Source organism: Clostridium sp. SGI.024, from assembly GCF_050315195.1.
Taxonomy (GTDB): domain Bacteria; phylum Bacillota; class Clostridia; order Clostridiales; family Clostridiaceae; genus Clostridium.
In genome coordinates, this window is sequence record NZ_JBNPON010000058.1 from 1 (window position 1) to 21,277 (window position 21,277).

Consider the following 21,277-nt stretch of genomic DNA (forward strand, 5'->3'; position numbering starts at 1 on the left):
TTTATAAAATATATTCATTCTCCATGTTTATATATGACAAATATTTAAGTCATAAATATTTCCTTTTAATTTTCTATAAGTATGCAAATAAGAATAAAAAAGTGATAAAAATCTTGATAAAATAATAATTATTTCTTTCTGATAATAATTATTGATAAATTCATTATAATATAGTATACTAATATAAAGTGAAAATATATAAAGGGGTGTTGTATATGGACGGAATTGCATGTGCACTTAGTAAAAAATGTAGAAAAGAAAAATCAGAAGAAATTGTAAAGAAAATGAATCAAGAGCAAGAAGAATACAAAAACATTTACGAAAATGAAAATAATAAAAACAATAAAGATAATAAATAATTATAGATTAATGTTAATACATTAAATAATCCGTAAAAATAGCTGCCTAAAGTAGACAGCTATTTTTACGGATTATTAATTTCATATTACTTGATTTAATTGTATATAAAACTTACCAACATTTACTCTTACTTATTATCTACTACCTATTTTTTCTCCATCCTTATGTTCTTCTCTACCATTCCCATTGCTTTATAAAATTTTAATGCTACCTTATTAAAGCTCCATACCCCAAGTTATAATGATTCTGCACCTTTATTTTTTATTAAATTATAAATATACTCAAATAAAATTTTCCCTAAACCCTGTCTTCTAAAAGTTTCTTTAATGCAAATTTCATCTATATATGCATAATATCTATCCTTTAACAAATCTATATTCTTTGGCTTTGTTTTAATAAACTGTTGAAATTTGATTAACCTCTATAAATATGGTTATAATATATAATATAACTACTATTTAGGAGGTTTTTTATGCCAAGAGTTAATAATGTTATTCAGCAAGTTTCACAATTAAATACATATGAGCAAGAGAAGGTATTTGATTTTTTAAAGACTGTATTGATGTCAAATGGAATAACTAACTCTATAGATGAAGAAATCGCTGAAAATAGATTTAACAAGGGGAAGTGCTGTCCTTTTTGCAATCATGATAAAATATCTAAGTATGGAAAATATCATGGCAAGAATGGCGTTAAACAAAGGTATAAATGCCAAAATCCAGAGTGCAAAAAAACTTTCAATGATTTTTCTAAATCCCCAGTTTCAAGTAGTAAAAAGGGATTAGATAAATGGCTACTATATGCTCAATGTATGATAAATGGTAACACTATTAGGCAATGTGCCGAAATTGTTGAGATTAATATTGCAACAGCTTTCTTTTGGAGACATAAAATTATAGACGCTATTAGAAAATTTATTGGCTACGGCTCTCTTGAGGGTGTTATTGAACTCGATGAGACATACTTTGCCCTTAGCTATAAAGGGAATCATAGCAAAAGTTCTAATTTTACTATGCCAAGGGAATCAAGAAAGCGTGGTAAAGAAATAAATACAAGAGGTATATCAAAGGAATTTGCCTGTGTATTATGTGGTGTAGATAGATTAGGAAATATATATACTGGTTTAATATGTGATGGCAGACCTAACTATACTGATATAAATAGGGCTTTATCAGAGGTTGTTGAAGAAAATTCTATTTTATGTACTGATAAACATAGGAGTTATATCCCATTTGCGGCTCAACATAATTTTGAATTACATCAAATTAGGGGCGGGAGAAAAACTGTGGATATTTATAATATTCAAAGAGTCAATGCTTTTCATAGTAGCTTAAAAAGATGGATAAGAAAGTTTAATGGTGTTTCAACCAAGTTCCTAACAAACTACCTATTTTGGTATAAATGGACCCAATTATTTAAAACAGAAATTGAAAGAAATAAGCCTAAGAAATTCTTTATTCATGCTAACTCAACACATTCTATATCTTTAATAAAGGACTTTAAGATAAGAAGACCAATATATGTATAAAAGGTAAAATTTGTTTTTATTTTACTGTTTTTAGTGTACAATAAATATAATGATTGATGAACAATTGTTATATATTGCGAAGCAAAAGGATAGGAGCATAGCTCCTATTTTTTATTTTATCTATAAAGTATATTGTGATTTTGCTAGAAGTGAATCGGAGTGCTTTACAGTAAATATAGTTTATGGTATTATTAAATACATTAAAATATGAAAGGAGTTGTAGTTATGAAAAATTTATATATAATGCTTAATAAATTAAAAAAAATATACATTACTCCTGGGTATATTATAAATTAGATAGCATATGCATAGTGAATTAAGGAGATTATGAATGAAAGCTAAAAGTAATAATTATAGAGGAAAAGTTGATATTAGTGTATCGCAAAATTTTATTACTAGTAAAAATACTATATATAAATTAATAAAAAAAACAAATATATCCAAAAATGATTTTGTTATTGAAATTGGACCAGGAAAAGGTCATATAACAGAAGCTTTATGTGAAAAAAGTTATTGGGTTACAGCTATAGAACTAGATAGAAGTTTATATGGAAATTTAATAAATAAATTTAAAAGTAAAAATAATGTTACTCTTATTAATAAAGATTTTTTAAATTGGAAATTACCTAAAAAAAGAGAATATAAGGTATTTTCTAATATTCCTTTTTATATAACAACAAAGATTATTAAGAAATTATTATTAGAAGAGTTAAATTCACCAACTGATATGTGGCTAGTTATGGAGAAAGGTTCCGCAAAAAGATTTATGGGAATACCTAGAGAGAGTAAATTATCATTACTTTTAAAAACTAAATTTGATATTAAGATAGTGCACTATTTTAATAGAGAAGACTTCCATCCCATGCCTAGTGTAGATTGCGTCTTAGTATATTTTAAAAGAAAATATAAATATGATATATCTAAAGATGAATGGAATGAATATACAAGTTTTATATCTAAGTCTATTAATAACTTAAGAGATGTATTTACAAAAAATCAAATTCATGCAGTAATTAAATACCTAGGTATAAATCTTAATAATATTAGTGAAGTTTCTTATAATGATTGGATACAGTTATTTAGATATAAACAAAAGATAGATTAGTAATAGTAGATTTAAATTAGGAGGTGTTAAAAGTAAAAGGAAAAAATCTAATATTCCTAATGTAGCTTTAGTAGGATATACAAATGCTGGTAAGTCATCTGTTATGAATGCTTTAGTAGAGAAGTTTATAAATGATGAAGATAAAAAAGTATTTGAAAAAAATATGCTATTTGCAACTTTAGAAACTTATGTTAGAAATATAAAATTAGATAATAATAAATCTTTTTTATTATCAGATACAGTGGGATTTGTTGGGGATTTACCTCATAGTTTAGTAAAAGCTTTTAGGTCTACTCTAGAAGAAGTTTGTGATGCGGACTTATTACTTCATGTGATTGATATATCTAATCCTAATTATGAAAATCATATAAATGTAACAAATGAAACATTAAATCAAATAGGGGCGGATAATATTCCTGTGATTTATGTATATAATAAAGTTGATTTAATGGAATTAGATACATTCAATATAGAAGGGATGCTGGTTTCAGCTAAAAAATATATAGGTATAGAAGAATTATTGGAATCTATATGTAAAAATATATTTATGGATTATATAAAATGTAAGGTTATGGTTCCTTATAAAGATGGTAAAATGACATCTTATATAATTGATAGTTCAACTGTTCTAGAAACTGAATATACTAATGAAGGAACTTTATTTAGTATAGAATGTAGTAAAGAGGATTATGTTAAATACCAGTCATATATAATCTAGAGTGATTCTAGGTATCTATATAAACAATGCATAAATGAAAGAGGATGTCGCATACCAATTGAAAATTGTTCATGTGATAGCCTCTTTTATATTTGATAAGTAATTAGAAATGATTTTATTGTATGTGTTTATTGCAACAATAAAGTAAATAACTACAAATGATGCTAAAGACATTAAAATAGGATAAATAAATACTTCCAAAACCAATTAAGCTAGAGATAAATATACTTGTAAGAATGACTTTGTCTTTGTACGACTACGATGGGGAAAATGTGTATTAAAGAAATAACAAAAATACTTTAAATGAAATGTGTAAATTAAGTTAATGCTATAATATAATAAAGTGAACAATATTAATATATTGCGATTCAAATAGGATGTCCAAATGGACATCCTATTATGTTATGCTAATTTCAACACTATTTTAAAATAAAGCCTATTCTTTAAATCCACATATCTAATAATGGTATAACCTACCACTTTATCATCTACTGTAATAACTATTACTTCTATATTATCCTTTAAAATTTCATTATAATAACTTTTATAAATTGGTTTTCTTTCTTGCTTATATATATCTGGTCTATTTTTCACATGATATAAATGCAATTCTTTAGAAATATTACATATACTTTTGTAATCTTTCACTTTTGCAACTCTAATATTTATCCCCAAAAAACCACCCCATAACTTTAAAATGCAAACTATTTAATTAACAACTAATATATGTAACATTCTTGAAATTTTCTCCTATAATAAATTATAAATAATCTATCAGGAGTTTATTTATGAATTTTAACGATGATGATTCAATTCTTTATGAGGATGCTTCTAGCTTAAGACCTCCTCCTTTTTCAAACTTTCAGCCCTTTAATCCTAATCCAATTCCTGGTTTCCCAGCTAATTCAAATCAAGGTAGTAATTTAAATGTTGGCCCACCACCTAACTTTACTCCTAGTAAAAATACTCCTGGAGTTAAAAGTTTAACTCAAGAAAGTAGTGTGACTAAAGGAAAAGAAGCTCAAACTAAAGCTGTAAGCCCTGGCTCTATTAGTTTTTGCTTATTTAAATTTACTTACATTTGGGAAAGAGGTGGTAGGAATTACTGGGCATTCTTACTAAATGTTGATAGGAAAAGTGTCTCTGGATTACGTTGGTTTAGAGGAACTTGGGTTTACTTTGGAGTAGACTTAAACAGAATAGATTCATTTATATGTTATAGAAATAATCCTACTGAAAATCAAAGCACAAGAAAAGAAACCTTAATTCAAACTAAAAAGGAATTTAAAATTGATGAAATTAAACATACTTATACAAGAGTACTATCTTCAATAGAAATTCCTGAAGAAAGAAATGATTTTATAATAAGTTACTTAGGTGAAGTTGAAGGAAATGATTTAACTGTAAAAGTACCATGCAAACAAAGAAGGACTATAAGCTATAGAACAGTTTTAGAAGTTAAGTATCCTGAAAGCTTTAATAAAAACTCAATAGAAGAAATTAATGAATTAGCACTTGAAGCATCAAATGAAGCCCTTAAATATTTAGATGATTTTAGAGATAGCAAGAAATTCCTAACGGCTTTAGAAGTCTTTACTAATTCCACTAAAAATATGGGGAAAGCTGTAAAGGTGTTTTCTGAGGAATTTAATGCAAAGCTAAAAAAACTTAAACTTCCTAGGGAGGCTTCAAAGGAAATAGAATACACATTGACAGAAGAAAAAATAGAAGAACCTTGGAGAATAGTTTAATAAATGAAGAATATAAAATGGACTCTATATAAATAGACTCTCTTTACGAGTGTCTACTATATAGAGTCCATTTTAAAATTAAGCTCTCTCTTTTTTCTCATTATACATTGTTATTCCAAGGGTTAGTACTAATCCACCCCATAATACAACTGCACCTAAAGTAAAAAATCCTACTGCTACTCCTGTCATCTTAATTACTCCTTTATCTTTCTACAATTAATTTAATATACTATTATTTTTCCATTTATTTTTACTAATTATTAATGCTAATATTATTCCAAATCCAATTATGCTCCATCCATAAGCAAATAAAGCTGAAGCTTCATATCCGCCATAAGGTGTTTTTATTTCAGTAATTATACTTTGAACTAACATATATATTAATATTGATGGTGTAACAAACTTAACACAAATATTCCACCACTTACCTATTTTAAAATAAGAAATTGAATTTGTATGTTCTCTTATTATTTCTGGGCTAGCAATCCAGCCAATTAATACTACTTCTAATAATCCAACAACTACTATTCCATAGTTATTTATAAAGTTATCTATTATATCTAATAAATAAAGTCCTGCTCCTGTTGAATAAAAACTTCCTATTCCGATACCTAATAAACAAATAGTAGCAACTACTTTATTTCTAGACCATCCAAACTTATCAATAAATGGTGCTGCAACTGCTTCTATTAATGATACTGAAGAAGTTACTCCAGCAAATAGTAAGCAAACAAAGAATAATATTGCTATTAAGTTTCCTAAAGCACCCATTTGACTAAATACTTGTGGGAAAACTACAAAAGCAAGTCCAACCCCACTTGATACTACTTCACTCATTGGAACACCACTTGAATTTGCCATAAAACCTAAAATTGCAAATACAGTTATTGCAGATAAGAATTCAAATCCACAGTTTGCAAAAGCAGTCATAAATGCACTGTTATTAATATCAGTTTTCTTAGGTAAATAACTTGAGTAAGTCATCATAATTCCCATTGCTAAACTTAATGAAAAGAAAACTTGTCCATACGCTGCTACCCAAACCTTTGGCTGCATAACCTTAGACCAATCCGGTGTAAATAGCGTATTTAATCCTGTTGAAGCTCCTTCTAAGTTTACTGCTTTTATAGCAATAATTATCATAATAACTATAAGAGTAGGTAAAAGTACTTTATTAGCTTTTTCTATTCCACCTTTAACTCCCTTATAACAAATAAACCAATTAATAATCCAAACTATCAATATTCCAAATAATATTGGTAAAACATATCCTCCAAATTCAAATGGTGATTCTGTAAGCTTTAAGAAATCATTGTGGAAAAATGCATTTGTATCACTTCCCCAAAGCTTTGTAAAACTAAATCTTAAATAGTTAAAAGCCCAACTTAAAATCATAGAATAATAAGCTAAAATTACAAAAGCACTGATAGTTGGCCACCATCCAAGCCATTCCCATTTTTTATTTACTTTTGAAATTGCTAATGGTGTTGATCCCTCTAAACTTATGCCCTAATCCATACTCCAATATTAATAACGGAATCCCTGCTGTAAAAATAGCAAAGAAATATGGAATTAAAAATGCTCCACCACCATTAGTATAAGCTATGTAAGGAAATCTCCAAATGTTTCCAAGCCCTACTGCTGAACCTACTGCAGCAAGGATAAAACCAAGCTTCGATCCCCATTGTTCTCTATTTTCTTCCATTATTTTTGTCCCCCTTGTAAGTCCTTTTGTTTTAATTTAAATATATAATATATTAAAATGTTAATAAAATCAATACAAAATTATTAAAATGTTATAAATTAATCTAATTTGTTAATTTTTGTTTATTATTATATTTAATAAAATATCATTTTATTAAATGTGTATTTTTTATATATAAATAATAAAACTTTGTCACATTGTAAAAAAGAAGAAACTCCATTAGGAGTTCCTAAAATAAGCTATATTTTTAGTAATTCCTTTCAAATTACATCAATAATTCTACATTTTACATTATACATTTTTAATTAAGGAGCTGCTGTGATAACTCCATTTTTACATTATCGATAATTAGTAATTTTTATTTGCTATTTTGAACTCTCTATAAAGCTTCCATGTTCTATCTTCCCACTTGAAAATGCTTATATTATCAAAATAACAAGTAAAATTAAAGGAATACAGATTCACGTAATTCCATAACTCATTAAAAATAGGTGGAACTTTTTTTGAAGTTAAAGTTACATGAAATACCTTATCTTTTCCATCCTTTTTATTAAAATTTATATAATCAAATTTATCTAATAAATCTATTAACTTATCATGAAGTTCTTTTCCTTCTTTAGACATATTAACATCCATATAGATAACTCTATCATCAAAGTGATTATATTTGTCCATAGTAAATGGAGCCTTTTCTACCTCATTAGAAAATTTATATAATTCCTCTTCTAATTCCTTTATACTTCCTTCATATTCAAATGGAGCTTTTATAGTAAAATGAGCTGGAAGTTTAGATGACTTAGCATTAAACTTCTTAAAAATATCTCTTCTCATTTCATTATTAAATCTTCCTGCTTCTCCTTTTACTACACATACTATTACATATCTCAAATTCTAATCCCCCTTTAGTACTACTCTTTCTTGATAGATAAATTTTCTATTCTATATCCTATTTCCTTATTTGCCATTCTATAACCTTCATCTATCATTTCTTCTCTGGATTTTTCATTTCCTAATAAAGCATCAATTGTTAATTGTCCTCTATCTGGAAAGTATTTATCTAAAAGTCTTTCATCTATATAATTTTGATCCTTTATACTTAAATCATCTAAAATATGCATTACATTAAAGCCAGCTTCTTTCAAAGCTCTTCCAACCAAAATACTTCTATGACATCTAATTGGATCTTGCATAGCTCCAAGCAAAGCAATTCTATATCCTTTAGTGCAACCATCCTTAAGTCTCTCTATTCCCCTTAAAAAATCTTCTTCTTGTACTACTTTTTCAAAATCTGAATATCCTTCCTTATTATAAGAAATCTTATTTTCTTTTTTGGCTGCTAGCTCCTTAGCCATATAAATATATATATAACCTGCCTTGGTTAAGGTGTACTTTATTCTTTCCTTATCAAATTGAACATTATATTTAGAATAAGGAGTTCCTCTAATGTCTACAACAGTATTAATATTAAAATATCTTAGCATCTGTATTAACTTTTCCATTGTATAATTTGAATGACCTATTGTATATATATCCATATTATTTTACTAACTAAAAAGATTTAGTAATTCCTCCTCTGTAATTGAATTTAATTTATCACCAGTTAACATATTTCCGTCAATTACCTTACTTATTAATTCCTTCTTTTCTTCTTGTAATTTAATAATTTTTTCTTCTATTGTATCTTTAGAAATTAACTTTATAACTTCTACAATATTTTTTTGACCTATTCTATAGGCTCTATCTGTTGCTTGATTTTCAACTGCTGGATTCCACCATGGATCAAAATGTACAACTATATTTGCAGATGTTAAATTAAGTCCTACTCCTCCTGCCTTTAAGGAAATTAAAAATATATTTGTATTTCCCTCATTAAATTCTTCAGCTAGTCTTAATCTTTCCTTTGCATTAATACTTCCATCTAAATAAAGATATTTAATATTATTAGTCTTTAACTTATTTCCTATTTTATTTAAAGCTGAAGTAAATTGTGAAAAGATAATAATTTTCTTATTACCTTCTAAGGCTTCTTCTACTATTTCTTCAATTGCTTTAATCTTAGAGCTTTCTTCTTTAAAATCTTCTATTAAAAGAGATGGATCTAAACATAATTGGCGTAGTTTTGTAAGAAAAGAAAATATTAATATCTTATTGTCCTTATTTTCCTTTAATTTCTTTTTAACTTCTCTCATATAGGAGTTATAAACTTGCCTTTGTTTAGTTGACATTGGAATTATATATTCCTTTTCAATCTTTTCGGGTAATTCATCTAATACTTCTTCTTTTAACCTTCTTAATATAAAGGGAGAAATAAGCTCCTTTAATTCTTTTAAGTCCTCATCATTACCCTTCATAAATTTTTCTTTAAACTTTTCTACAGAAAATAAGTACATAGGCATTATAAAATCAAAAATTGACCATAATTCTAGTAAATTATTCTCAATAGGTGTACCTGTTAAAGCTATTTTAGTATTTGCTTTTATAGACTTAACTGCTTCTGAAATTTTTGAAGCTTTATTTTTAATGTTTTGACCCTCATCAATTATACAAAAGTCAAAACTCTTATCTTCATATAGTTTCAAATCTCTTCTTAAAGTTCCATAAGTTGTTAGTAAAACATCGTATTCTTTATAGCTATCTAAAATCTTACTTCTTTCTTTTAAGCCTCCATGGATAATTCCAATCTTTAAGCCTTCAGCAAATTTTCCAAACTCATTTTTCCAATTATATAAAACAGAAGTAGGCGTAACAATTAAGCTTTTCTTTCCTGGCTTAGATAATAATAGTGTTATAGTTTGAATAGTTTTACCAAGTCCCATATCATCAGCAAGTATTCCTCCAAAACCTAATTCTTCAATAGTCCTTAGCCAGTTATATCCTATCCTTTGATATTCTCTAAGGTTAGCATTTAAATTTTCAGGAACAATATATTCCCTATCTTTATTTTTTAACTTTTCTAATAAAATATTTATCTTTTCTTCTCCAGATATAAATGGTAATTTTTTATTTTTTATATTATTTTGTAAATGTAGCAAATTAAATTTATCCACATAAATTTCTTCTTTATACACATTATTAAATAAATTCAACTCTTCTATTCCTCTAAAAAATCCAACTACTTTTTCATCCTGTAAATCTAGAAAGCTATTTTTCTTAGTTCTATAAAAATTACTACCTTTTCTTATTTCATTTAAAACCTCTGGGATTTTTCTGTATTCTAAGCCTTCTACTTTATATTGAAAATAAAAGCTTTCATTTTCCTCTCTTAAAAAACTAAATATACTGCTTGAATCTATTAAGTTCATATCTTTGAATTCTTTAGATAAACTTACTTTTCCTATTTTATTTAAATATTCTATTCCTTCTTTTAGCAAGGTGTAAGTTTCTTCTTCATCCCCTATAAATATAAATCTTTCATCTTTTTTTATAAATCTATATCTCTCAAGGGTCATTTCTAATTTCTCAATAGCTTTTGCATCTTTTATTCCATCTAAGCTATTAATATATTCTATTTTTAAAGTGCAATAAATATTAGATCCTTCTTTGCTTATATAAAACTTTGGCATATTAATCTTATTTATTTGCTCTTTAATGCTTTCATCTATAATAATATCTCTTGATATTTCTCCTAAAATAAATACTATCTTTTTTAAGTTATTATATGTATCTTTATAAACTAAAGTATCCTTTTCCCTTAGTTTTTCATATAAAGGTTTATAATATTTTAATTGTTTTTCACTAGGCAAATATATCTTTTTCTCATAAAGCCATATATCTCTGTCACTATTTAAAGGGATAATACTTTTCTTTTGAGGTTTTACTATTATTGCTTCACCTTTTTTCTTTATAGTAAAAATTAAAGGAATATCTTCCTTATGAATTACAGATGTATAATTCATATAATCATAATTTAATTGTATTTCTTTTTTATTATCTATTAAATTTAATAATTCCTTAAGTTCATTATCATAAAGCTTAAAGCTTCTAGCATTTGTAATTCTGCTTCTATCTGCCTTAAGTTTTTTTCTTAAGAAATCTATAATTAAGTAATCCTTATATTTAAACTTATTATCTTCTTCAAATAAAAATTTCCCTAAAGATTCAACTGCTATAGTTCCTTCTTTTCCTGCTCTTAATTCAAGATAATATTCATTTTTATTATTGACTTTAATTTGTTTTAGTTTTATATCAAGGTTTAAAGGTTTATTTATATTATTAATGAATTTATTATCATTACTATTGCAATTATCATTATTTTTATTAATGTTATTGCTATTATTATTTATAATTTTTTGTTTTTGAATCTTAGTATAAGCCTCATAGTAAAACTTATACATAGTTGCAACTATATGAGCACATATATAGTTATTTATTTCTCTACTATTTTCCTCAAATTGATTACAAGTACACTTAACTGCTTTCACTTTATCTTTTAAATCAAATTTTATATGTGTACTGAATTCATTTTTATTATCTATAACTCTTCCATAAATATGATAGGTATTATCTATCTTTTTGCTTATAACCTTATTAACTAAGCCTTCTTTAAATATACTTCTTCCATTGTTCTTAGAAATAGAAGATCCGAGCTTTAATAATGAGTTCATCATATTTCTTAAATTCATATTATCCCTCCCTTATAAAGAGCAATTATATTATAACACTTACTTTTTATGAATAAAGTATAAAAGTCTTATTTCTAATATATCATCTTAGGTCTATGCCAGAATACAAATAGTATATTAAAAGGAAGAATTTAAATTAACCATACTTAGGAACAGCAAAAAATAGAGCCTTTACAAGACTCTATTTATTAATGTATTAGATATGAGCTATATTGGTCTATTGACTTTTCTCTATTTCTTTTTCTTCTTCAAAGAAAGCCCAGTAATTCCTGAACCTGCTAGTAACATAGCAGTTAGCAAAATTCCTATATTTGCGGTATCTCCAGTTCTTACATTCTCATTTTCCTCAGGTGCTACAGCTTCCTTAGAATATATATAATGAATATTTTCATCTAGTTTTTGTTCTGGATTTTCAAAATCTAAATTTCCAAGTTGTGTAGTTTCTACTAGCATCAATTCATCTCTTGCCACTTTTAACTCAGATAGCAATGTATCCAGTGCTTCTTGATCCAAATCCTCTATGTTTTCTAAAGCTTTAAGCAATGCTGTTTTTGCATCTGCGAATTCTTTCCAAGATTCAACACTATAATTTGCCTCATTTAATCCTTCGATTTCTTCCAAATATGCTTCTACAGCTGTTATATCGGCACGTTTTACCAACACATTGCGATATTCATTGATTTTATTAATCAATACTTCAATTTCTGCATCAGAATTTACATTTCTACCTTCCAGTAACTGCTTCGCCTGTGTAATGACATCTGCAGCATTTTTCTTGTATGTTGCAATAGAGGAATTTGTGTATATAGAAAATAACTCCTCATTTACAAGTGAATCTAAACGGCTATAATCAATACGATATACATTTTCAGCTTTTTTGGTGCCGTATGCCTCAAACTCAACGATGTGATCTGAAGTACCTTGATTTCCAGTTCTTCCATTAACATAAATTCTAATGTATCTTGCATTAGTAGGTTCAAAAGTAACCTCTTTTCCATTTTGTGTTTCATGATACAACTCATCATTTCCTTGTCCCAAATTATGTACATTACCAGTTTTGTCAGAGTTATATACTATTGTAGAATTTGTAAAACCTTTATCTTCACTCAACGCAATAACAGTTGGCCCATAAACTCTTCTGTCCGCATAGCGAGTTAAGTGTACCTTATTCAATTCATGAACAGAACCCAAGTCAATTTCTATGTAACGAGAATGATTTTTATTATTTGCTGTATCTCTTAATTCCAAATAATTACTTTGATAATTCTTGTTTCCATCGTTCAAATGAGAGAATGGACGATCTGCTTTTTCTGCTACTACTTTATTTTCCGTAACATCATATGCACTCACTTTCACCTGTGAGTTTATTGCACGAGACATGACATTACCTTCAATATCAACATAATCATAAACTTCATCATATGCCAATGCCTTATCTAGAACAGTAATGTAAGAACTTGTTCCTTCTAAATTCTTTCCAAATACCAAGTCACCTTTTTCAATATTTGGATTGATTTTGTTTTTATCATAAGCAGAAGCTACCAATTCACCATCGATATAAAGTTTCAACATACCATTGACTTCTTTTACAGCACTGAATTGATGTTCTTTACCATCTGCGATTATTCCTTTTGTTTCAGAAGTTACAGTTCCATCTTGTTGTCGTGTTTTCTGAACATATTTGGAGTTTACTGTTACACCATCTAAAGTGAATGTTAAATAGCCTTCATCATCAATACCTACAGAATAACTTCCTTCTTGACGCACAATCTCTGCATTTTTTGATGTAGTGCTGAGTTTACCTGTAACACTAAATCCACCATTTCCATCAATAGAGTATGCATTTCCTTTATTAATTTCCCTACCATCTAATATACGATCCACAACACTATTTACAATATCATTTTCATAATAGTCATTTACAGCAGAAACCTTAGATGAATTCCCTACAACATCTAGTACCCCATCAACAGATACTTCAATATTTGTTGCATCCTTTATTTTCTCTTTCAGTGTTAATTCAACTGTACGAAGATCTTCTTTTAACAATACGCTTTCCACTACATCATCCTTAACAATAAAGTTTTCTTTATTTGGTTCACGAATTGTCTCGTTGAATTCTACTTCAACTTTATTTCCATCTCCATGAATTGATTTTATTGTAGCACTTGTAGTATCTTTTTCACCATATTGCATAATAAGTACTTCTTTTGGCTTTAATGTATAGGTAATTTCATCACCATAAGACAGTGCTTTATCTGTCTGATATTTATCAATATCACCTACAACTACTTTACCATATACGTCTTTTGTACTTTCACCAACCCCTATTAAGCGATCATATTTTACAGTATATCTTTGTTCTCTATCAGACGGATTTCTTAAAGAAATAATTCCGTCACTACCATTCCAGCAAGAATATCCATATACTTCACCTTTTGAAGGTTGTCCACCAAACATTTTTGACTTTTGAAGAATATTAAAATTATCCTTAATCCAATTTGCAGCTTCTGCGTTGATATCCCATAAATCATCATTAAACATAGATGGGCTATAATAATATTCCCAGAACGCAGTACCTCTTGTACCTAACATATATAAATGATTTCTCATTTCTTCATTAGAATATTCAATATCTGGACGAGGTCTTCCATGTAATGGATAAGAATCATTTGCTGTTAATCCATAAACTGGATCATGGTTATAGAAATATTTATTTGGTAATTGCCATTGGCGCTCATTGAAGAATTCATAATAATCATTATCACGATAAGTCAACATAGCTTCTTCTGCAGTATTATTAAATTTATCATCATATCCAGTATCACCAGTATTCTGCATCCAAACACTGTTCACCCACTGTAAATGCCATGGACTAGGGTTTGTATAAGAAGTCATATTAATCCACAAGCCTTTGTCTCCGCGCTGTTCCCTCATAGCCTCATACATATCAGTCCAACGCTCATAAGTTTCACTGATTGTATAGAGTGGGTTTCCTACAACATGATGATTACTTGCATTAGTTGAAGGATTCAACAACATACCATCCAATTTCCAATAGTTAATATCAAATTTCTCCTGATATCCAATAAAGATATCCTTTAGCAATTTATTCAAATAGCGAGCGTCAGAAATGTTGATATCATTTTGTTTTTCATTTCTTGATCCCAAGTTATTTCTCACAATATAATTGGCAATTGTTCTTTCAGTCCCATATCCACCACGAGGCCCTAGCCATAAACCAAAGTTTGATCCCAACTGACCTACCTGTAGACTTGAATCATATAATTCATTAGGAAATTTATTTTGACTTCTGTCGAAATCCCAGAAAGAGTTATAGTTAATCCAGCCATCATCTACAACATAAGAATCTAATGGATTCACTCCATGTTGAGTAAAACCTTTTTCAATTTCATTGAAACTGCTCTTTATATTTTCTGCATTGATATTTTTCATATTGTCATACCAAGAGTTGAACTGCTGTCTAAACTCTGTTGGAGTCGCTATTGTTTCGATATATTCGTAGAAATCAGCCTGCACAACACTGTAGTCTGTACTTCTTGCAGCACCCACTACCGCATCCCAGGTTACCATTTTCCCTGCTTTACCACCTGCATTATTATAGTCATTATACTCTGTAAATTGTGTATCTATTGCTAGAGATTTGCCATAATGATAACGAATAAAGCCATTATACTTATTTTCATCATTATCTATAGGACGGATTTTATTTTCTGTTTCTGGGAATTCGCATCCCCAATACATAGCACCCACATAATAAGGTTGTCCTAATTCTAAATAATCACCTTTCATATTTCCCATATCAGGATTATTTCTTTGCTCAGGTATCGTCCAGAAGTTACCATCCGTTTGACCAATAGTTCCTTGTGTATCTTTCTCAGCAAAATTCATATTTTCCAAATCAATATGTTTTATTAACGCTTTAGCAGCCAAGTTTTCAGGAACTGAAATCTCCAAGTGTTTTCTCATGAATGACTCACCATGTTTCATTGTAATCACTTCACTGATGGTATACTCTACACCTCGTGCAACAATTGGCTTAAATTTAAAGGTTAATGTCTTACCTCCATCAATGGTATTTTCTATAGGATCTTCATTTAATTCTAGCTCACTGCTTTTGATTATTTCTACCCCTTTTTCCGGGAATGTCGCCTTATCTGAAAAGAATTCAAACTCCGAACAACAAGCAACCTGCTTATTTATTCCTGGATCAGTTGATTCATAAGCATTGACAAATACAATTTTGACAAACTGTGCATTTGCTACTTTATCTAAGTTGATATAAGTATCTTCTTTATTCTCAAAAGATCCTTCATGTTTAAGATTATTTTCATTCGCTAAATCATCTTTTCTATCCGCTGCATAGATCTTAAAGTCCTTTACACGGCCGCTTTCAGTTGGTCTTCCATTATGCATTCGTTGCTTATAATGTATGGACTGAATGTTTTTTGATTCCTTAAAATCAATTGTAATGCTATGTGGATAATTGTGTGACTCTATATTCCTATTCTCATATTGTGAATGATAGTATGTATTTATATCACCATCAAACATCAAGTTTGGTGAGCCATTGGATCCTTCGTTTGTAGCTACGCTATCTGATTCCACATTCCAAGGATTTTCGTTACTGTATGTTATCTTCTGCTGTGGAGGCGTAAACTCTCCCTTACCACTTAAGCCATTATCTAGTGTATTAATCACAAACTCCTCACTGTTCTCTGGCGTTAATACAGTCTCTGTATCTGTTCGGTAGTTTGTTATATTGTCCGTTTTTAACTTACCATCTGTTACATTGAATGTTCTAGTAATATATTCATTACCAAAAGTATAATTGCTGCCTTCTTTTTTCAATGAAACAAGACCATTTTGCTGCACCTCTTGTGCTTGTACAGCACTAGGTACCATATTAACTAATGTAGTCATAATAGTCATCACAACAATAAAATTTCTCTTCAATTTATCTTTCATTATTTTATTTTCCTTTCTACTACAATGTAGTTGTGGATAAGATCCATGGTAGCTAATCATGTCAGTATCCTTCTTGTTGCTTAATCTCTTGAATAAAATGCAATTGTTTGGAGTTTCTTTTCCTTAGCGATTCTAAGAAAGACTTCTAACCAGCTTTAATTCGCAAAGTTAGTTTTATGCAGGATGAACTGTTGTTTACCAGTACGTCCATGTCATAATATAGTAGATAGAATATACACTGAGTAAACACTGGAATTCCATTGTTATTAATAAAAGAAGTAATTTTATATGCCCTCAGTAAGTATTGATGTTTCTAAAAGTAAAAGCATATAATCTGCTATTCGCCCTTCTGATGAAGTTATTTCCAATCCTCTCCTGTTAACCACGCATCTAAAGATATCGATTAGTAGATTTCCAAGTTAAAATCTTTAGATGGTAATACAAAAATAGTCACAGAAAATACTGCCATATATTACAATCCAATGACTAGAATGCTTTATTATGTTAACCTTTTCATTCGTACTATCAACTCTAAACTGATTAAATATTTTTCTTCCAATTCATTATGTAAGGTAACGCCCCTTAAAGTTGATGCTATCAAGATTGTTCGTTATGATTTTGATAACTTATGTAATCTTAGGCAATATAGTCATATGGATGAATTAAGAAACCAATTGAAAATCATGAATTGTCAATTTGGCTTTTATACCTAACAGAAGACTTCCTTAAAGAACAATCTGATTGCCCTTTTAGATCAATCATTCTTTGGCATTAATGAACTATTTCAAAGCCCTGTAAGTAGTGATGGATGCCAGAAATGAGTTTACTTTGAGATACCTTTTTGTATGTGGATTACGTTAGAAGCACTTCTCTAGATGCCTTTTCTGAACGTTATCAGAGGAGGTGGTTTAAACGTAAAAGCTATAACTATCACCCCGGTAAAACCGCTATACTTTTTATAATTGTGAATATCTGATAGTTATTCTTTCAAAATATTATATAAATAAATTTCTTACCAAACAGACTGTAGACCAGTTGAACACCATTTCTAAAACTATTTATGATCCAGTCTATGCTTTCATATCTAAAAAACGTTCATAAGTGTATTTAAATACAGTTGATCAGCATTATTACCATGGCCTTTTATCATACCATCATCCCACATATAACTTATAGTAATTTTCTTCATTTACTATTGAAATTTTATTAGCAGGCTACCTTGTTACAACTCACTCTTACATTTATTTCACACATTGTTGTCAGACTTGTTTACTTTCTTTTTCATTACAATGTCACATTCCATTCATTATGATGTCTTTTATCCATTGCATACTAAAATCCAGAAATACATTTTGATTTTTTACCTATACATCTTAACCTTGTATGAAACCACTATATGTATGCGTTTTCATACACTAGTATATATATTTATACTTTATATTTCTTTAAATTTTTCAACAAAATGTTTGCACTTTTTAAATATTTGAGCTATTTTTTATATTTTATCGAAATTAACTATATGAGCACATACAATTTTATAGATACATAGAAAACACGTATAATAAAAATTTAAAAGGGATTTGTTTATTATATGGAAAGTAGCTTTTTTAAAGGATGCTACTCAGAACCTTAGTTGTGCTGACGCGCAATATAAAATTAAAAATATAAAATTTATATAGAAATTACTTACACAATTTTGAAAATCAATATTTTTTAGTAATTTCCAATAAATTGTATCAATAATTCAACTTTTTAATTTTAACCTTTTGAGACAGCTCTATTTATCTTTTCACTTTATTTTCCTCTTTCTTAATAACTTTATTTATTAAATTAAAAAAAGAGTTTTAAGATGAACTCAAAACTCTTGCTACAAACAAAACTATCTTCTATTTTGTTCTTTTTTAGCTCTTCTACAAGATATACATCTTGTTGGTTCATTATCGAATCCTTTTTCCTTGTAGAATTCTTGTTCTCCTACTGAAAATATGAATTCACTTCCGCAATCTCTGCATGTTATTGTCTTATCTGACATAAATATTCCTCCTAAATTAAAGATTTCAAATTGATAATAATCTCTAATAAATGAGAAATTACTTATCCAAATTAAACCTATTTTTTTGTTAGCTTTTTGCTACTCATTTATAATAACACAGGCAATTTTAAATTGCAAGTATTTTTTAAATTTATTTTTAATTCAGAAAATTTCTTCTTTTTAAGGTAATATAATTTGTTTATACTACTTTGATGTTTGTGTTAAAGTAGCTGGATTTCTAGTTTGTATTGCCAGTAGATTTTTAAAGCTTGTCTACATTTAAAGAAATGACTTAAATAGGGCGTTTAAAGTGTTTTTGCAAAATTATAATTTATTAAAATTAATTAGAATTTTTGACGAATTTTTGACGAATTTATTATTTTATAATTAAGGGTGGATTAACTCCACCTTTAATACTATAATATTAATTAGCTGGTCTTTTAATAAAGATATTATGGTTCCCAATTACCTTGTTTTTATTTTTAATACTGGCTATTTTTATATCTAAACTCATATATTTACCTTTCAGCTTTAATAAAATTATCTATTTCTTTCATGGCCAATGATCTAAAAAATTCACTAGTTGATATATGTTTTAATTTACAATATTTCTTTATTAAAATCTTTTCTTTAGAATTTAATCTAAATTCTACTCTATCATTCAATATTATTTTATCTCCTTTATCGAATATTGAATTAATTAAGTCTATTATCTTACTCATCACTACTCTCACCCATTTCTATTGGTAAATTTCAATGTTATTAGATAGCTTGTCCGTACACGTACACACATGTACAGACATAAATTTACTTACTTCCTTTTATCTTTGGTAAAGGAATTGTACCAAAAAGCATATCTTTAACTATAGATCCTGGATTACTATATTTAATTAACTCCTTATATAAAATTAATTCCTTTTCTTTATTCTTAGAAAACTCTAAAACAATTCTCAATCTTTCTGCCACCAATGACACCTCCTTAAATTCTATTATGGTAACATTGTATGCATAGGATTATAAATATAGAACTTAAAACAAAATAACACCTAATTATAAAATATAGGTGTTATTTTTCTTGCTTGATTTTACTATAATACTTATTAAGTATTTATTGGGGTTAAAATACAACGCATCACAAATATGTATTTTATACATTAATAAGTATTATATACATATAATACCATTAGCAAAATATTCATTCAATATTTATTTTGTATAATTTTGGTATTTTATGTAGAATCAAAACATCTTTTATTGTATTATGACATAATTGAATTAAATATAACATTTATATTTATACATAATACATTTTTATTGACTTTAATTGTCAGTTTTTATATAATTTTCAATCGAAAGGGGGATTTTATGTATTCTAAAATTAATCAAATTAGATATGAACTTCAGAAACTTTATGAATCACAAGGTCTTACAGATGAGGTTTTAAAGTTAAGCCGGAAACTTGACGAAGAGATTAATAAGATACAAAAAGAAAAAGGAAATATAAAAAAAAACAACTAATTAAATATTATGTAAAAGTAACTTAAATAACAAATGAATCTACATTGTCATTTATCTTTATTTTCAAATATTTTTAATTTCAAATTAATTTCAGTATTATTTTCTTTTATTCATAAATATTTTCAATAATTGACTTGTGAATAAAAATAACACCTAATGAATTTTAGGTGTTATCTTTATTATAAGCATAAAAGCTAAGTGCATACACGTACATCCTATCCAGCCGTTCTACAATTAGTACGTGCTATATTAATATTTGTTTTTTTAATATATTTTATTCATTAAAAGAAAATAACACCCAACATATAGCTGAGTGTTATTTATTTCTCTATCTATAATTTTAAAATTCATTATAGATACTAATATATAAATAGGTAAAACAAGGATATATTTATTTTACTTTTTAATATATAGGTAAGCGTCAAAAAATCGACGCGTAGCAATTAAAAATTTAAAGTGATAAAATAAACTCCAAGTAGGGCGGTAATGCTTTCTACTTGGAGTTAAAATTTAATATAATTATTTAGTTTTTTATGCTCTTAATTCTGGTGGAATCTTATTTGACCACGGCATAACATCTAATAAAATTTCTTTATTATTCTTTATTATTAATATCTCTCTTTGATATCATATCAAATAAATACACTAAGTATTTTTCTACTATTAAGCCGTTAGCTTTAGCAGTTTCAATAATACTGTATATTGTGGCACTAGATTTTGCACCTTTAGATGTATTACTAAAAAGCCAATTCTTACGGCCAATTACAAATGGCTTTATAGCCCTTTCGGCACCGTTATTATCAATTTCTAAAGATCCATCAAGTAAAAGAGTTTTCATTCCAGGTAATACTTTATTTGTATAATCAAGAGCTTTACCTAGAGGACTTTTAGGAAGTGCATCTTTTATTTCTCTTTCAACATATTCTTGAAATTCATCAAGAAGTGGAGT

General features: G+C 27.8%; 17 protein-coding genes and 1 pseudogene. 6 read left to right on the forward strand and 12 right to left on the reverse strand.

Features of this window, described 5'->3' with window-relative positions:
- Positions 1–215: 215 nt before the first annotated feature.
- Positions 216–359, forward strand: a complete 144-nt coding sequence (locus tag ACQRD5_RS13590; protein ID WP_294186298.1) for a hypothetical protein — start codon at positions 216–218, stop codon at positions 357–359.
- A gap of 236 nt (positions 360–595) precedes the next feature.
- On the opposite strand, the gene ACQRD5_RS13595 is transcribed toward ACQRD5_RS13590, so the two are convergent.
- Positions 596–730: a GNAT family N-acetyltransferase gene (locus tag ACQRD5_RS13595; protein WP_369293041.1), complete on the reverse strand. Its 135-nt coding sequence runs from the start codon at positions 728–730 to the stop codon at positions 596–598.
- A 102-nt stretch (positions 731–832) separates the two neighbouring features.
- Between ACQRD5_RS13595 and ACQRD5_RS13600 the strand changes: the two genes are divergently transcribed.
- The 3 genes from ACQRD5_RS13600 to ACQRD5_RS13610 all read left to right on the forward strand — a co-directional run bounded on the left by ACQRD5_RS13600 (position 833) and on the right by ACQRD5_RS13610 (position 3,711).
- Positions 833–1,888: an IS1595 family transposase gene (locus tag ACQRD5_RS13600; protein ID WP_055257692.1), complete on the forward strand. Its 1,056-nt coding sequence runs from the start codon at positions 833–835 to the stop codon at positions 1,886–1,888.
- A 331-nt stretch (positions 1,889–2,219) separates the two neighbouring features.
- The gene (locus ACQRD5_RS13605) at positions 2,220–2,993 is read left to right on the forward strand and encodes a 23S rRNA (adenine(2058)-N(6))-methyltransferase Erm(Q) (RefSeq protein ID WP_007286427.1); all 774 of its coding nucleotides are present in this window, start codon (positions 2,220–2,222) and stop codon (positions 2,991–2,993) included.
- 52 nt (positions 2,994–3,045) lie between these two features.
- Positions 3,046–3,711, forward strand: a complete 666-nt coding sequence (locus tag ACQRD5_RS13610; RefSeq protein WP_427746957.1) for an HflX GTPase family protein — start codon at positions 3,046–3,048, stop codon at positions 3,709–3,711.
- Positions 3,712–4,113: 402 nt separating this feature from the next.
- On the opposite strand, the gene ACQRD5_RS13615 is transcribed toward ACQRD5_RS13610, so the two are convergent.
- Positions 4,114–4,386 (reverse strand): hypothetical protein, encoded by a 273-nt coding sequence (locus tag ACQRD5_RS13615; RefSeq protein WP_427746955.1) that lies wholly within the window; start codon positions 4,384–4,386, stop codon positions 4,114–4,116.
- A gap of 113 nt (positions 4,387–4,499) precedes the next feature.
- Between ACQRD5_RS13615 and ACQRD5_RS13620 the strand changes: the two genes are divergently transcribed.
- Positions 4,500–5,462 carry a hypothetical protein gene (locus ACQRD5_RS13620; protein WP_320902143.1) on the forward strand — a complete coding sequence of 321 codons (963 nt, stop codon included), beginning with the start codon at positions 4,500–4,502 and terminating at the stop codon, positions 5,460–5,462.
- Positions 5,463–5,540: 78 nt separating this feature from the next.
- Here ACQRD5_RS13620 and ACQRD5_RS13625 read toward each other — a convergent pair whose 3' ends face one another.
- From ACQRD5_RS13625 to ACQRD5_RS13665, 9 genes and pseudogenes are all read right to left on the reverse strand, one after another.
- Positions 5,541–5,651 (reverse strand): MetS family NSS transporter small subunit, encoded by a 111-nt coding sequence (locus ACQRD5_RS13625; protein ID WP_294186306.1) that lies wholly within the window; start codon positions 5,649–5,651, stop codon positions 5,541–5,543.
- A 27-nt stretch (positions 5,652–5,678) separates the two neighbouring features.
- Positions 5,679–7,167: pseudogene (locus tag ACQRD5_RS13630) on the reverse strand (sodium-dependent transporter).
- 348 nt (positions 7,168–7,515) lie between these two features.
- Complete coding sequence (locus ACQRD5_RS13635) at positions 7,516–8,055, reverse strand: 2'-5' RNA ligase family protein (RefSeq protein ID WP_320902139.1); 540 nt, start codon at positions 8,053–8,055, stop codon at positions 7,516–7,518.
- Positions 8,056–8,075: 20 nt separating this feature from the next.
- Positions 8,076–8,702 carry a DUF488 domain-containing protein gene (locus ACQRD5_RS13640; RefSeq protein WP_320902137.1) on the reverse strand — a complete coding sequence of 209 codons (627 nt, stop codon included), beginning with the start codon at positions 8,700–8,702 and terminating at the stop codon, positions 8,076–8,078.
- A gap of 9 nt (positions 8,703–8,711) precedes the next feature.
- The gene (locus ACQRD5_RS13645; protein WP_320902135.1) at positions 8,712–11,789 is read right to left on the reverse strand and encodes a DEAD/DEAH box helicase; all 3,078 of its coding nucleotides are present in this window, start codon (positions 11,787–11,789) and stop codon (positions 8,712–8,714) included.
- A 231-nt stretch (positions 11,790–12,020) separates the two neighbouring features.
- Complete coding sequence (locus ACQRD5_RS13650) at positions 12,021–16,778, reverse strand: discoidin domain-containing protein (RefSeq protein ID WP_291631161.1); 4,758 nt, start codon at positions 16,776–16,778, stop codon at positions 12,021–12,023.
- Between the two features lie 1,879 nt (positions 16,779–18,657).
- Entirely contained in the window at positions 18,658–18,810 is a 153-nt protein-coding gene (locus ACQRD5_RS13655) for a zinc-ribbon domain-containing protein (RefSeq protein WP_008680595.1), read from the reverse strand.
- A gap of 518 nt (positions 18,811–19,328) precedes the next feature.
- Positions 19,329–19,532: a DUF6290 family protein gene (locus ACQRD5_RS13660; RefSeq protein WP_291631166.1), complete on the reverse strand. Its 204-nt coding sequence runs from the start codon at positions 19,530–19,532 to the stop codon at positions 19,329–19,331.
- 85 nt (positions 19,533–19,617) lie between these two features.
- Positions 19,618–19,776: a hypothetical protein gene (locus ACQRD5_RS13665; protein ID WP_291631168.1), complete on the reverse strand. Its 159-nt coding sequence runs from the start codon at positions 19,774–19,776 to the stop codon at positions 19,618–19,620.
- 399 nt (positions 19,777–20,175) lie between these two features.
- On the opposite strand from ACQRD5_RS13665, the gene ACQRD5_RS13670 reads away from it, so the two are divergent.
- Positions 20,176–20,328, forward strand: coding sequence for an aspartyl-phosphate phosphatase Spo0E family protein (locus ACQRD5_RS13670; protein WP_291631170.1), 153 nt, complete (start codon positions 20,176–20,178; stop codon positions 20,326–20,328).
- 595 nt (positions 20,329–20,923) lie between these two features.
- On the opposite strand, the gene ACQRD5_RS13675 is transcribed toward ACQRD5_RS13670, so the two are convergent.
- Positions 20,924–21,277, reverse strand: a 354-nt coding sequence (locus ACQRD5_RS13675) for an IS66 family transposase (RefSeq protein ID WP_427746956.1), incomplete at its 5' end; no start/stop codon positions are given.